Here is a 13,554-nt window from a genome sequence, read left to right as displayed (position 1 = left end):
GCCAGGGGAAATATCCATGTCGCGACTGAAGACCCTTGCCCTTCTCACGGCCGCTATCCCGTTCGCGCTGAGCGGGTGCGCCACGATGGGCGGCTCGATACCCGATCCGTCCGCCCCCATCAGCCAGAGCGAAGCGCAGCAGGGCGCCGAGGCCCACCCCCAGATCATGCAGGAATTCGGCGGGGCCATGACCGGGCCCTACGCCGCCTATGTCGAGCAGGTGGGCAAGAACATCGCGGTCCAGTCGGGCCTCGGCAATGCGCGCGATTCGTTCACCGTCTCGCTGCTCAACAGCTCCGTGAACAACGCGTTCGCGATCCCTGGCGGCTACGTCTACACCACCCGCCAGCTCGTGACCCTGATGAACAACGAGGCGGAACTCGCGGCTGTCCTCGGTCACGAGGTCGGGCACGTCGCGGCCCGCCATTCGCAGCGGCGTCAGGCCAAGGCCACCCAGAACTCCCTGCTGGGCGCGGCGGGCGCAATCCTCTCCGGCATCCTGCTCGGCAACAGCGGTATCGGCCAGCAGATCTCGCAGGGACTCCTGCAGGGATCGCAGCTCCTGACGCTGAAATTCTCGCGGTCACAGGAACTCGAGGCCGACAAGCTAGGGGTCCAGTACCTGAACAGCGCGGGGTACGATCCGCACGCGATGGCGACAGTGTTGCAAAGCCTCGCGATGCAGAACGCGCTCGATGCTTCGCTGCAGGGTCGCCAGAACGCGACCATCCCCGAATGGGCATCCACCCACCCCGATCCTGCCAGCCGCGTCCAGAACGCGCTCAGCCTCGCGGGAACCGGGACCGGGATCACCAATCGCGACACGTTCCTTTCGCGGATCGACGGGCTGACCTATGGCGACGACCCGTCGCAAGGCGTTATCGAGGGCAACCAGTTCATCCATCCCGAATTGCGGCTGGCGTTTACCGCGCCGAGTGGCTTTTACATGGTCAACGGCACGCGCGCGGTATCGATCAACGGCCAGAGCGGTCAGGCGCAGATGACGACCGCGCCCTATAACGGCAACCTTGAAACCTATGTGAGGCAGGCGTTCAGCAGCCTCGCCCAGAATCAGCAGCTCGCGCCTCAGACGATCCAGCGCACGACCGTCAACGGGCTACCCGCGGCTTACGGCACGGCGCGCGTCAACAGCGGCGGCAGCCAGGTCGATGTCGTGGTGTTCGCTTACGAATTTTCCAACAGCCAGGCATTCCACTTCGTGACCATAAGCCAGGCGGGCCGGTCGGAGGTATTCTCGCCGATGTTCAATTCGATGCGCCGCATCAGCGCGAACGAAGCGGCGCAGGTGGTGCCGCGCGTGATCGACGTGGTGACGGTGGGATCGCGCGACACGGTCCAGTCGCTCGCGGCGCGGATGGCCTATTCCACCGCTCAAGAGCAACGCTTCCGGGTGCTGAATGGGCTGACTTCGAGCGAAACGCTGCGTCCCGGCCAGAAGGTCAAGATCGTCGTTCGCGGACGCTGACGACCGGCGCGCAAAAAAAAGGCGGCGGGATCGCTCCCGCCGCCTCTTTTTCAGTTTTGACCGGAAGTGGCTATTAGCCCTTCATCTTGGTCGAAACGGTGGTGAAGGTTCCGCTCAGCTGGTTGCCGAGGCCCTGCATCGCGGCGATCGCGGCGACCGCGATGAGAGCGGCGATCAGGCCGTATTCGATGGCGGTGGCGCCCGCTTCGTCGCGAACGAGATTCTTGATGAACTGCATGTGACGTCTCCTGGTCAGTCTTCGCTACCCGGTCCTTGCCGAACCCATATTCACGGCTTGGACTGCATTGTGAGTTACGGCGTCGGAGTTGATAAAATCCTAACCGCTGGCTTATTACTTCGAGGCCTTGTCCATCTTGTCGGCGACATTGTTCCACATGGTGATTGTGGTGTTTCCGAAATTCTGAACTGCCACGATCATGGCGAGGAAAACCATCGCCAGGATCAGGCCGTATTCGACGGCGGTGGCCCCCGAGATGTCGGCGGCAATTCTTTTGAAGAGCTTGCGCATCGGCATGGGTTGTTGTCCGTCGAATACTTCCTGACACGATGCGTTGTGCGCCAGCCGGGTTAAGAAAAGGTTTCGGGGAACGCTGCGCTTGGAAAAGAATCCGACATGGATCGCCGTCGTCGCGGGTGCGCTGGAAGGCGGGGACGGGCGCTTCCTTCTCCAGCGGCGGCCACCGGAAAAGCACCACGGGGGCTTATGGGAATTCCCCGGGGGAAAGGTCGAGCCGGGCGAAAATCCCCGGAAAGCGCTGGTTCGCGAGCTTAACGAGGAGTTGACGATATCGATCGATCCAGCCGGGCTCCAGCCGCTCGCCTTCGCCGAATGCGAACCGACATGCGATCATCCCGGAATTGTCATCCTGCTTTACAGGGTCGGCGTCTGGCGGGGGAATCCCGTAGCCGAGGCGGGAGCTGCGATCGACTGGTTCTCCCTTGCCGAAGCAGGGGGGCTCGCGCTGCCGCCTCTCGACCGGGCATTGGTCGAAACCCTGCGATCAGGCACGCAATAGGTGTTGCCAAGCCTTCGACCCATGCCTATGTGGCCCCCTCTCAAGCGCGCCCGTAGCTCAGCTGGATAGAGCATCAGACTACGAATCTGAGGGTCGGACGTTCGAATCGTTCCGGGCGCGCCAACTTCCCCCGTTCACCACAACGCAGCACGATCGAGCAGCTCTCCTTCGGGTCCTGGGCGAGCGTATGGCGCGCGTTGGCGATTAGCGCCGCGGTTCCAGGCCCAGCTTGAGCATCGCCCGGCGCACGGGGGGATGATCATGCAGTTCCAGCAGCGGCGGCTGGTAAAGGAACCACGGGTGCCTGCGCCAGTCGGTAGGGACCGCCATGGGACCTTCGCTGAGAAGGTAACCGGTTATTGCGGTCGTCAGCAGGTCGAATTCCCGCAACAAGGCAAGAGGCGCCGCTGCGAGCGGGATCGAGCTGGGCCACTGGGCGATCGATTCGCGGTAATAGTCCAGGCACTTTTTCCTCGACGCCGCATCTCCCTCGCCCACCGCTCGCGAGAGCATCAGACGGGCGACTCGCCCTTGCGGACGGATATTGACCGGCGCCGCGTCGGCGTCGGCTACGAGGGAAGTCGCCGCCTGAAATTTGCCCGACATCAGGTTGGTGCGAAAGGCCGTTTCCCAGGCGCACCAGTTGTTGGGGCTGTGGGCCAGCGCCTCCTTTGCAACGCCGATGCTTTCATCTTCCCGTCCCGCCATAACGAGGGCGTGCCCTAGCCAGAACTGGACCCCGGCGAGGTTCCATTGACGATCGAGCGCCCGCCGCAAAGCAGCGATAGATACATCGAATTCGCCGCAGCACAGCGCCAGAAACCCGATTGCAGCCGGCAGATCCCATCCCGGCGACAGGCGCGCTTCCAGTTGCTCGAGCCTTTCACGCTGCACGCGCCAGCGCTTGTAAGTCGGTTCGGCGAGTGCCAGCGCGATGCGAGGATATGGATGCGCCGGATCGAGTTCCGCTCCGCGCCTGGCGGCCGCGAGGGTTCCGCGCAGGTTCCGCTGATTGTCGTCGTTCCAGTCGAGAGCCTTGGCAGACACCAGGGCGAGGCCTCCCCATGGCGCGCCGTATTGCGGGGCGATATCGATCGCGGACCGGAACAGCGACGGCGCCTGGCCGGGAACGAGAGCGCATCCCTCGTCACGACGGGCCACTTCGGCCCTTTCGAAGAGCTCGAGCGCTCGCGGGTCGACCTCGTCTGCCCGGCTCCGCAGGAAGGCCGCTCCTCCTGCCAGCACCGCGCCCGCCACCGCCGCCACCGCGATCCTGCGGTCGAAGCGTGGCTGCAAGCGACGCTCGTCGGGCCGGTCACCATGCTCTGCGCTGCGTAGGCGATATCCCACGCCTCGAACCGTCTGCACGTCGAAAGCGCCTGAACCGAAGCCGATTCCGGCCTGGCGAACCTTCGATACGGCGCGCTGGATCGCGTTGTCTCCGACGACCTGCCCGTCCCAACACCTGCGGATAAGCGTGTCGTGACCAACCACCTCGCCGTTCGCCTGGGCGAGCGCAACCAGCACGCGCATCACGCGGGGCTCGAGCAGCAACTCCTCATTGCCGTGCAGAATGCGCCGGGTACCGGGCTCCACGCGCACCGCGCCAAGGCGAAACGACTCGGTCGCATCCAGCCTGACGAATTCGTCGCAATGCTCCTGTCGCAAGAGGCATCTCCTTTCGGCGTGCCGCTTGGAACCCGCATATATCAGCTTGCCGTCAGCAAATCATCAGCTTCGGGTGCTCGCTCGATGAAGAACCCGGGAGCACGATCCCTGTCGGTGACCTACACAAGGAGCCGACCATGAAGAAAATCGTGACCACCGCACTTCTCGCATGCCTGGTGTCCGGCCCGGCCCTGGCAGGTGAAATCACGGGCAACGACAAGCCGATCACCGTGAAAGGGAAGTCATCTTGCGCTTTTTCCGGGCAGAACGACACGCCCGAGGGCGACGAAGGTCCGCCCCCTGATCCGGGTGGCCGGGTGCAGTCATACGGATTCTTCTTTGCGCAGACCTGGCTGGCTCCTTTCCTCGACCCCGCCGTCAACGATCCGCGCGTGGAGTCGTTCATACCGGGATGGGCCTGCAATCCTCAGCGTGCCGAGCCGTTCGTAGGCAACTAGGCCAAGCGAGGTGAACGGCGGGCCGCCATCCGGGATGACGGCGGCCCAAGCGGCTCGATTGCTTCGGACCGGACGCGCCGCACGCAAGGAACCCCTCGCAACCTTCGGCCATTGCCCCTAGGGACGCGCTGAGCCGCGAAGGGGAAATGTGGCCGATACGCAGGAAAAACGAGGCCCGGTCGAGTTCACCGACGAGTCGGTCGAGGCGGGAGTCTGGCGGTTCGCGCGCGTCGACCGGGCGAGCGTGATCGTCGATGCGGAAGACTATTTCGCGCTGATGCAGAAGGCGATGCTGAACGCGCGCCGCCGAATCCTGCTTGTCGGATGGGATTTCGACACGCGGATTCACCTGGCGGTCGGGCGTCGCTGGTTCAGCCGCCTGTTCCGGCGAACCTACCCCCGGCGGCTCGGCAGTTTCATCGTCTGGCTCGCGCGGCACCGCAGGGGCATCGAGATCGACATCCTCAAATGGGGACTCGGCGTGTTCGAGTTCGCGGTCCGCGGATTCATGCTGTTCGACGTCATCCGCATGGCCGCCTACAAGCAGATCAACTTCAACTTTGACGGCCATCACCCGGTCGGCTGCTCGCATCACCAGAAAATCGCCGTGCTCGATGACAAGCTCGCAGTCTGCGGCGGGATCGACATGACCCAGGAGCGCTGGGACACGCGCGAGCACCTCGAAAGGGACCGCCGCCGGCATCGGCCTCACGGCCTGCGCTACGGTCCTTGGCACGACGCGACGATGATGATGGAGGGCGAGGCTGCACGGCATCTCGGCGCGCTCAGCCGCGAGCGGTGGGAACGCGCTGGCGGCGAGCCCTTGAGCGAAGTGGAGATCCCGTTCGAAAGCCTCTGGCCGAAGGAGTTGCCGGTCCAGTTCGAAAACGTCGAGATCGGGATCGCGCGGACCCGCGCCAAATACGACGGCCTCGAGGGGGTCAGCGAAATAGAGGAATTGCTGCTCGCCCAGATCGCGGGCGCAAAGCACTTCATCTACTCGGAAAATCAGTATTTCACCTCGCCCCGCATCGCCGACGCGCTTGCGAAGCGACTGGAAGAGGACGATCCGCCCGAAATCGTCATGGTCCAGCCGGAGACGGCGGACGGCTGGCTCGAACAGGTCGCGATGGACCACGCGCGCAACTGCCTGCTGCATTCGCTGGCCGAGGTTGATCACCGCAAGCGCTTCGGTTTCTTCGTCCCGTACACGGGCGAGACGCCAATCTACGTCCATGCCAAGCTGACCATCTTCGATGACCGGGTCCTGCGCATCGGCTCTGCGAACTGGAATAACCGGTCAATGGGCCTCGACAGCGAATGTGACGTGTTCATCGATTGCGCGCGACCGGGCAACTCCCATGCCTGCGATGGGATCGCCGCGATCCGCCGCTCGCTCCTTGCCGAACATTGCGGGATGGAAGAGGAAGCGGTCGGCCGCGCGCTCGAGGACTGCGGATCGATGCTTGCCTTCATCGAGAGGCACGGTCGGGAGAACTCCCGCCAGCTTCGCCGCTTCGAACCCCCCGAAGTGGACGAGATCGAGGAGACGCTGGCCGGATCGCAGATCCTCGATCCCGAGTCGCCCGACGACATGTTCGAACCGTTTGCCAAGGGCGGCCTGATGAAGCAGGGCAGTCTCGTCAGCCGCGCCTGGAGCCGTGTGCGTGGCAGGAGGAAACGAAGACAATGAGCAGCCTGGTCGGCCCCGACGAAGACGATCCGCGCGGCAAGCCCCCGGTTCCCGATCACGTGCAGGACGCGATCCGCACGCTGATCGAGTGGGCGGGAGACGATCCCACGCGCGAAGGCCTGGTCGACACGCCGGCGCGCGTGGCACGGGCGTGGAAGGAATACTGCCTCGGATATTCCGAAGATCCGTCGGTTCACCTCAGCCGGATCTTCGAGGAAGTGGGCGGCTACAACGAGATCGTGTTGCTCAAGGACATCCCGTTCCAGAGCCATTGCGAACACCACATGGCGCCGATCATCGGCAAGGCGGCAATCGCCTATCTCCCGAACGACCGGGTAGTGGGCATCAGCAAGCTCGCGCGCGTGCTCCACGGCTTTGCGCGGCGGCTCCAGGTGCAGGAGCGGCTGACCGCGGAAGTCGCGGACTGCATCTGGGAGCACCTCAAGCCGCAAGGCGTCGCCGTGGTGATCGAGGCATCACATTCGTGCATGACCGCGCGCGGCGTGCGCACGCCAGGCGTCGTGATGACGACGAGCCGGATGATGGGCACGTTCCTCGACGATCCGCGGAGCCGCGAGGAAGTGCTCAAGCTCATGGGCTACTGAGCGGGACCGCACGAAAAAGGGCGGCAGGCACCTGGTGCCGCCGCCCTTTCCTGTCCGACTGGTTGCTGACGGTCAGAGCTGACCGAGCAGATGATCCGCGCTGGAAACCGAAAAATCGCCCGGTGCCTCGACGTTGAGTTCCTTGACAACGCCATCCTCGACGATCGCCGACCAGCGCTGTCCGCGCTTGCCGAGGCCGAAAGCAGACCCGTCCATGGTGAGACCCATCGCTTCGGCGAATTCACCGTTGCCGTCGGCCAGCATGGTGATGTCGTCAGACCCGGCTGCCTTGTTCCACGCGCCCATCACGAAGGGATCGTTGACGGCGGTAGCGACGATTTCGTCGACACCCTTGGATTTCAGTTCGTCGGCCTTCTCGACGAAACCGGGCAGGTGCCGTGCCGAACACGTCGGGGTGAATGCGCCGGGCACCGAGAACAGCGCCACCTTCTTGCCCTTGAAGTACTCGCTGCTCTGGATCGCCTCGGGGCCCTGTTCGGTCGCCTTGACCAGTTTCACGTCGGGCAGCGTGTCGCCCACCTTGATCGTCATCTTGCAATTTCCCTTCACTGTCCCGTCCATTCGCCGGTCGAGATAGCGCCGCGGGCGCCCGGCGCAACCGCAAGCGCGCCTTCGGCGTGGTTAATTTCGCTTCACCGCTGCCGTTTAAGAACGGGTAAACGACCGGGCGCACTCTCCCGATCAGGCGGGCGGGTCCGTTCGCCGGATCATGCGGGCCGGGGTGGGGCCCGTTCGGGGAGAATGGGGTCATGAGGACAATCACGAAACTGGCCGCGGCGGCGGCGGCCATGGCGCTGCTTGCAACTCCGCATGCAGCGGTGGCCGGCACGCCCGGCGAAGCGGCCAAGCTGCGCCGGCTCGATATCATGTTGATGGTAAGCTCGCTGCGCTGCCGCTTCGGAGCAGACAATTTTCAGGCCGATTACGCGCGCTTCTCGACCAACCAGTATCCGGTCATGCAAGAGGCGTTCCGGACGATGGAGGCCGACTACAAGGCCCGGATGAGCCCGCAGCAGGCCAAGAAAGCCCTCGACAGCGTATCGGTCGGAATGGCCAACCAGTACGGCGTGGGCCATCCCTGGCTGGGTTGCAGCGAACTCAAGTCGGCAACGCGCGAACTCGCCGCGACGCGCGACCGCTCCCGGCTCATCGCCGCAGCGGACGAGATGCTGGGCGATCGTCCGCCGCAAATCGCTTCGCGCCGCTGAAACCGGTCAAGCGGGGGGAAACGGGCGGCGCTGCGGAGCGACCGCCCGTTCTTCGTGGGAACCGCTCACCACACATATAAAGGAAGCTTTATATTTGCCTTCGGACGCGCCGGAGGGTAGGGGCGCGCCATTCCCGAATTTGGAGACGACCCCGTGGCCACCACCGCCGACACCATGACCCGCGATTACGTCATCAAGGACATCGCGCTCGCCGATTACGGCCGCGACGAAATCGCGATCGCCGAAACCGAAATGCCGGGCCTGATGGCCCTGCGCGAAGAATACGGCGCCTCGCAGCCGTTGAAGGGCGCGCGGATAACCGGCTCGCTGCACATGACGATCCAGACCGCGGTGTTGATCGAGACGCTCGTCGCGCTGGGGGCCGAGGTGCGCTGGGCAACCTGCAACATCTATTCGACGCAGGACCATGCTGCGGCCGCGATCGCCGCGCAGGGTATTCCGGTGTTTGCGGTGAAGGGCGAGAGCCTGGCCGATTACTGGGACTACGTCGGCCGCATCTTCGACTGGTCGAGCGAATCCGACCCCGACCTGACCGCCAACATGATCCTCGACGATGGCGGCGATGCCACGATGTTCGCGCTGTGGGGTGCGCGGGTCGAGGCTGGCGAGGACCTGTTCGAGCCGTCGAACGCTGAGGAGATCGAATTCGTCCGTGCGCTGAAGGCCTTCCTGAAGGCGAAGCCCGGCTACCTGACCGCCAGCGTCAAGGCGATCAAGGGCGTTTCGGAGGAAACCACCACCGGCGTCCACCGCCTCTACAGCCTGGCGAAGCAGGGCAAGCTGCCGTTCCCCGCGATCAACGTGAACGACAGCGTTACCAAGTCGAAGTTCGACAATCTCTACGGCTGCAAGGAATCGCTGGTCGATGCGATCCGCCGCGCAACCGATGTCATGCTCGCCGGCAAGGTCGCCTGCGTCGCCGGCTTCGGCGACGTCGGCAAGGGCAGCGCCGATTCGCTACGCAACGGCGGCGCGCGCGTCATGGTCACTGAAATCGACCCGATCTGCGCGCTGCAGGCCGCGATGGAAGGCTACGAGGTCGTGACGATGGAGGAAGCGACCAAGCGCTGCGACATCTTCGTTACCACCACCGGCAACGAGGACGTGATCACCGCCGAGCACATGAAGGCGATGAAGAACATGGCCATCGTGTGCAACATCGGCCACTTCGACAGCGAGATCCAGATCAGCGCCCTCGACAATTACGACTGGAAGGAAATCAAGCCGGGCACGGACCTGGTTACCTTCCCCGACGGCAAGCAGATCATCATTCTCGCCAAGGGCCGCCTCGTTAACCTCGGCTGCGCGACCGGTCACCCCAGCTTCGTGATGAGCTGCAGCTTCACCAACCAGACGCTGGCGCAGATCGAGCTGTTCACCAAGGGCGACGAGTACAACAACGACGTCTACGTGCTGCCCAAGCACCTCGACGAAAAGGTTGCTGCGCTGCATCTCGACAAGCTGGGGGTAAAGCTGACCAGGCTGACGCAGGCGCAGGCGGATTATATCGGGGTCCCGGTCGAAGGTCCGTTCAAGCCCGATCATTACCGGTACTGAGTTGCCGCAATGACGTTGCATAGTGCGGTCAGCGCGCATAGCTGACCGCCATGCAGTCGACCTCCACCGCGCTCGCGCTCATCGGCCTTCTGCTGGCCGCCTGGGTCGCGGGCGCGGCGTGGATGATGATCGCGGCCGGCGCCAGGACCCGGCGCGCCGAAGCCGCCCGAAAGGCCGCGCGCCGGATGGTGCGGATGATCGACGAATCACCCGCGATCCCCCTGATCGTGCGGGTCGACGGTCGGATCGAGGCCAGCGACCGGCTCGCGGGATGGCTGGGCCTGCCGAAACTTCCACAGTACCTGAGTGAACTTTCCGGCGCGGATGGTGGCAGAGGCCTTTCGGCCGAGCAGCTCGCCGAGTTGTCGGCCCATGTCATCCGGACTCAGAAAACCGCCGCTCCGTTTCGGATGGAACTGACCCCCCCGGGCTCGCAGCGAAGCCTTGCTGTGCGCGGGGTTCTTGCCGATCCCCAGGTTTCCCCTGGTGGGGCGGCCTTGCTCTGGATCTTCGATTTTTCCGAAAGCCAGGACGAACTGTCGCGTCTGCGTGCGGAAGCATCGCGCGCCAAGGGCGATTTCGCCGCGCTCGTCGGGCTGATCGAGGCGGCGCCGCTGCCGATGTGGTTCCGCGGACCCGACGCCAGGCTGAAACTTGTCAACAAGGCCTACGTGAGCGCCGTCGGCGCCGAAAGTGCCGAGGCCGTGGTCGAAGCGCAGATCGAACTGGTCGAATCGGTCGACGGCCTTACCGCGGCGCAGGTCGCGGCGCAGGCGGCTCAGGCGAAGACCCCCGTCGAGCGCATCGTCGCCGCGACAATCGGCGGGCAGCGCCGCAGCCTGCGGGTCAGCGACCTGCCCCTCGGGGAAGAGGGCGTCGCCGGCTACGCGGTCGACATCGAGGAAATGGAAGAGCAGGCGCGCACGTTTCGTGCGTTTCGCGAGGCGCAGCGCCAAATGCTCGACCAGCTGTCGGTCGGCGTGGCGCAGTTCGGCCCGGATCGTCGGCTGCTGTCCGCCAACCAGCCCTTTCGCCGCATATTCGCCATGCGGCCCGGCGCGACCGACGGGATCGAGTTCGAGCGCCTCCTGCGCGAATCGCGCGAGGCGGGGCGCACGCCGGAAGTGCGCGACTTTCCCGCGTGGCGCGCCGAGCGGGCCGAATGGTTCGGCTTTGGAGAGGCGGTCGAGGAGGCATGGCCGCTTAACGACGGGACGCACCTGCGCGTCGTCGCGCAGCCAATGCCCGACGGCGGGCTGGTCCTGATTGCCGAGGATCGGACCGAGAGCCTGGCGCTGTCAGCCACCCGCGACACACTCCTGCGCACCCGTACGGCGACGTTCGACAGCCTGTTCGAAGCTTTGGCGGTGTTTGCGCCGGACGGGCACATGCAGTTGTGGAACCGGCGATTTGCCGGCGCGTGGGGCCTCGAGCAGGACGAGGTCGAGGGTCATCCCACCGCCGACGAGCTGGTCGCCCGCATCACCCCGCACCTCAACGATCCCAGGCAGGCGAAGGCCGTGGGTGACATCGTGCGCGGTGCCACCCTGGACCGCAAGCAAACCGGCGGCCGGGTGGCGCTTGCCGATGGCCGCACGCTTGAAATCGCGGGGGTCCCGCTCCCCGACGGGAACGGACTGCTCACCGTCCTCGACATCACCGATTCGCAGAACGCGGAGGCGGCCCTGCGCGAACGCGCCCAGGCGCTCGAGGCAGCGGACGAAGTCAAGACGCGGTTCCTCGCGAACATGAGCTACGAATTTCGCGTGCCGCTCACCTCAATCGGCGGATTTGCCGAGCTTCTGCAGGCAGGAATTGCGGGCGATCTCGGCGAACAGGCTCAGGAATACGTCGCCGCGATCCTCGAATCGGTTCACCGGTTGACCGACCAGGTCGAGAATGTCCTCGCGCTATCACAAAGCGAGGCGGGACTGCTGCCGCTCGCCAAGGAGAAGCTGGAGCTTCTGCCGTTCGTGACTCAGGTCGTCCGCGAGCGTGAGGCCGCGATCGTCGCGGCCGGGCTCAGCCTCGACCTTCGAGGAGGGGGAACATCGAAAGTGGAGGCCGACCCGCGCCAGCTGGGCCGCGCGATCGGCCATCTCCTCGACAATGCGATCGCCGCGACGCCGAGCGGTGGCAAGATCCTCGTCGACTTGTCGCGCAAGAAGGACGGCGTGCGGATCGTCGTTTCGGACAGTGGCCGGGGCATGACCGCCGACGAACTGCGCCGGGCGCGCGAGGGCCTTCGAATCGGCCCCGACGGCCGGCCCGAACGGCGCCAGGGCCTCGGCATCCCGCTCGCCACGGAGCTCGTCGAGGCGCACGGCGGCACCCTCGAGATCGTCTCGCGCAGGGGCGAGGGCACATTCGCGACGATCCACCTGCCGTGAGGGTCGAACTGCCCGATCTCGACGCGATGGCGGCATTTGGCGCGCGTATTGCGTGCCGCCTGCGCCCCGGCGACGTGGTTGCGCTGAGCGGAGGGCTCGGCGCGGGCAAGACGACCCTCGCGCGCGCGATCATCGAAGCGCTTGGTCATCTCGGCGAGGTGCCTTCGCCCACGTTCACGATCGTGGAGACATACGAAGCGCTCGACCCCCCGCTGGTCCATGCGGACTTCTACCGGCTCGAGCACCCCGGCGAGGCAGAACAGATCGGCCTCGACGACTATCGCGAGGGCGCTGTCCTTCTAGCCGAGTGGCCCGAACACGCAGGCGGCTTCGCGCACGAGCCACAATGCCTCGAAATTGCGTTGGAAACTCGGGCCCACGGGCGCGCGGCGATTGTCGAGGGCGGGGCCGATTGGCTAGGGCGCATGCCATGAGTTCGCTTCCCGAGGGTCTCGCCGATTTTCTCGCCCGGTCAGGTTGGGACGGCGCGGCGGTCGACCCGATCCCGGGCGATGCCTCGTTTCGCCGGTATTTTCGCATCGAGCGGGAAGGGCGCCGGGCGATGCTGATGCATGCCCCGCCGCCGCACGAGGACCCGGCACCATTCCTGCACGTGGCCCGGTGGCTTTCGCAATACGGCCTGCGCGCGCCCGCCATCTACGCCGCCGACGCTGCGCAGGGCTGGGTGCTCCTCGAGGATTTCGGCGTCGATCGAATGCGCGACTGGCTCGACGAGCATCCCGCGGGAGAACACGATGCCTATGCCGGGGCGATCGACGCGCTGATCGACCTGCATGGAAAGCCGCCCGGGCCTTTCGAGCCCTATGACATGGCAGTCTACCAGCGCGAGGCCGGTCTTCTGACCGAATGGTACTGCCCCGCCGCCGGCCTCTCGGTCGACGAGAGTGGTTACGTTGCGGCATGGGAAAAGGCGCTCTCGCCGATGATTGCGCGCCAGCGGCCCGGCGTGACGGTGCTGCGCGATTATCATGCCGAGAACATCATGCTGCTCGAGAATGGCGGGCAAGGCTTGATCGACTTTCAGGATGCGCTCGTCGGTCATCCTGCCTACGACCTCGTCAGCCTGTTGCAGGACGCCCGCCGGGACGTCTCGCCCGCGCTCGAACGGGCGATGCTCGACCGCTATCTCGCCCGGGTCGATGCGGACCCGGAATTCGAGGCCGATTACGCCCGTCTGGGCGCGCAGCGGAACGCCAAGATCGTCGGCATCTTCACCCGCCTTTACCGGCGCGACGGCAAGGATCGCTACCTGTCGATGATCCCGCGGGTGTGGGCGGCGATGGAACGCGATCTCGCTCATCCCGCGCTTGCGCCGGTGGCTGCGTGGTTCGATGTCAATATTCCGCAGCGACTGCGTGACAGCGGTGGCGGAAAGATCGCGTGAGCCCG

General features: G+C 65.2%; 14 protein-coding genes and 1 tRNA gene. 11 read left to right on the top strand and 4 right to left on the bottom strand.

Annotated elements, in window-relative coordinates; translation table 11 throughout:
* Positions 1 to 16 precede the first annotated feature (16 nt).
* Positions 17 to 1,486, top strand: a complete 1,470-nt coding sequence (locus ACPV3N_RS02585) for a M48 family metalloprotease (protein WP_440114230.1) — start codon at positions 17 to 19, stop codon at positions 1,484 to 1,486.
* 73 nt (positions 1,487 to 1,559) lie between these two features.
* On the opposite strand, the gene ACPV3N_RS02580 is transcribed toward ACPV3N_RS02585, so the two are convergent.
* Together ACPV3N_RS02580 and ACPV3N_RS02575 are read right to left on the bottom strand one after the other, a co-directional pair.
* Positions 1,560 to 1,724, bottom strand: a complete 165-nt coding sequence (locus ACPV3N_RS02580) for a Flp family type IVb pilin (protein ID WP_440114228.1) — start codon at positions 1,722 to 1,724, stop codon at positions 1,560 to 1,562.
* A gap of 114 nt (positions 1,725 to 1,838) precedes the next feature.
* Entirely contained in the window at positions 1,839 to 2,021 is a 183-nt protein-coding gene (locus ACPV3N_RS02575; RefSeq protein ID WP_440114225.1) for a Flp family type IVb pilin, read from the bottom strand.
* Positions 2,022 to 2,103: 82 nt separating this feature from the next.
* Between ACPV3N_RS02575 and ACPV3N_RS02570 the strand changes: the two genes are divergently transcribed.
* Both ACPV3N_RS02570 and ACPV3N_RS02565 read left to right on the top strand, forming a co-directional pair.
* Entirely contained in the window at positions 2,104 to 2,523 is a 420-nt protein-coding gene (locus ACPV3N_RS02570; RefSeq protein WP_440114222.1) for a (deoxy)nucleoside triphosphate pyrophosphohydrolase, read from the top strand.
* A 46-nt stretch (positions 2,524 to 2,569) separates the two neighbouring features.
* A tRNA-Arg gene (locus ACPV3N_RS02565) sits at positions 2,570 to 2,646 on the top strand.
* An 81-nt stretch (positions 2,647 to 2,727) separates the two neighbouring features.
* Here ACPV3N_RS02565 and ACPV3N_RS02560 read toward each other — a convergent pair.
* The gene (locus ACPV3N_RS02560; protein ID WP_440114219.1) at positions 2,728 to 4,191 is read right to left on the bottom strand and encodes a winged helix-turn-helix domain-containing protein; all 1,464 of its coding nucleotides are present in this window, start codon (positions 4,189 to 4,191) and stop codon (positions 2,728 to 2,730) included.
* Positions 4,192 to 4,328: 137 nt separating this feature from the next.
* Here ACPV3N_RS02560 and ACPV3N_RS02555 point away from each other — a divergent pair, with 137 nt between their 5' ends.
* The 3 genes from ACPV3N_RS02555 to folE all read left to right on the top strand — a co-directional run bounded on the left by ACPV3N_RS02555 (position 4,329) and on the right by folE (position 6,947).
* The gene (locus tag ACPV3N_RS02555; protein ID WP_440114216.1) at positions 4,329 to 4,649 is read left to right on the top strand and encodes a hypothetical protein; all 321 of its coding nucleotides are present in this window, start codon (positions 4,329 to 4,331) and stop codon (positions 4,647 to 4,649) included.
* A 148-nt stretch (positions 4,650 to 4,797) separates the two neighbouring features.
* Positions 4,798 to 6,342, top strand: coding sequence for a phospholipase D-like domain-containing protein (locus ACPV3N_RS02550; protein WP_440114213.1), 1,545 nt, complete (start codon positions 4,798 to 4,800; stop codon positions 6,340 to 6,342).
* Positions 6,339 to 6,947 (top strand): GTP cyclohydrolase I FolE, encoded by a 609-nt coding sequence (gene folE, locus ACPV3N_RS02545; RefSeq protein ID WP_440114210.1) that lies wholly within the window; start codon positions 6,339 to 6,341, stop codon positions 6,945 to 6,947. Before ACPV3N_RS02550 ends, folE begins: the two co-directional genes overlap by 4 nt.
* A 72-nt stretch (positions 6,948 to 7,019) precedes the next feature.
* On the opposite strand, the gene ACPV3N_RS02540 is transcribed toward folE, so the two are convergent.
* Complete coding sequence (locus ACPV3N_RS02540) at positions 7,020 to 7,499, bottom strand: peroxiredoxin (protein ID WP_440114207.1); 480 nt, start codon at positions 7,497 to 7,499, stop codon at positions 7,020 to 7,022.
* 218 nt (positions 7,500 to 7,717) lie between these two features.
* Here ACPV3N_RS02540 and ACPV3N_RS02535 point away from each other — a divergent pair, with 218 nt between their 5' ends.
* The 5 genes from ACPV3N_RS02535 (at position 7,718) to ACPV3N_RS02515 (ending at position 13,549) form a co-directional block, all read left to right on the top strand.
* Positions 7,718 to 8,176 carry an S-adenosyl-L-homocysteine hydrolase gene (locus ACPV3N_RS02535; protein WP_440114204.1) on the top strand — a complete coding sequence of 153 codons (459 nt, stop codon included), beginning with the start codon at positions 7,718 to 7,720 and terminating at the stop codon, positions 8,174 to 8,176.
* 174 nt (positions 8,177 to 8,350) lie between these two features.
* Positions 8,351 to 9,754 (top strand): adenosylhomocysteinase, encoded by a 1,404-nt coding sequence (ahcY, locus tag ACPV3N_RS02530; protein ID WP_440117406.1) that lies wholly within the window; start codon positions 8,351 to 8,353, stop codon positions 9,752 to 9,754.
* A gap of 50 nt (positions 9,755 to 9,804) precedes the next feature.
* A complete protein-coding gene (locus ACPV3N_RS02525) occupies positions 9,805 to 12,144 on the top strand; it encodes a sensor histidine kinase (RefSeq protein WP_440114202.1) in 2,340 nt (779 codons plus the stop codon).
* On the top strand, positions 12,141 to 12,578 hold the full coding sequence (tsaE, locus tag ACPV3N_RS02520; RefSeq protein ID WP_440114199.1) for a tRNA (adenosine(37)-N6)-threonylcarbamoyltransferase complex ATPase subunit type 1 TsaE: 438 nt from the start codon (positions 12,141 to 12,143) through the stop codon (positions 12,576 to 12,578). Before ACPV3N_RS02525 ends, tsaE begins: the two co-directional genes overlap by 4 nt.
* The gene (locus ACPV3N_RS02515; RefSeq protein WP_440114196.1) at positions 12,575 to 13,549 is read left to right on the top strand and encodes an aminoglycoside phosphotransferase family protein; all 975 of its coding nucleotides are present in this window, start codon (positions 12,575 to 12,577) and stop codon (positions 13,547 to 13,549) included. The genes tsaE and ACPV3N_RS02515 overlap by 4 nt, the downstream gene beginning before the upstream one ends.
* Positions 13,550 to 13,554: the final 5 nt, after the last annotated feature.

The organism is Tsuneonella sediminis (assembly GCF_051912845.1).
In the GTDB taxonomy this organism is placed as follows: domain Bacteria; phylum Pseudomonadota; class Alphaproteobacteria; order Sphingomonadales; family Sphingomonadaceae; genus Tsuneonella; species Tsuneonella sediminis.
The sequence above is the reverse complement of the archived record's forward strand: the minus strand, read 5'-3'. Positions and strand labels throughout refer to the sequence as shown.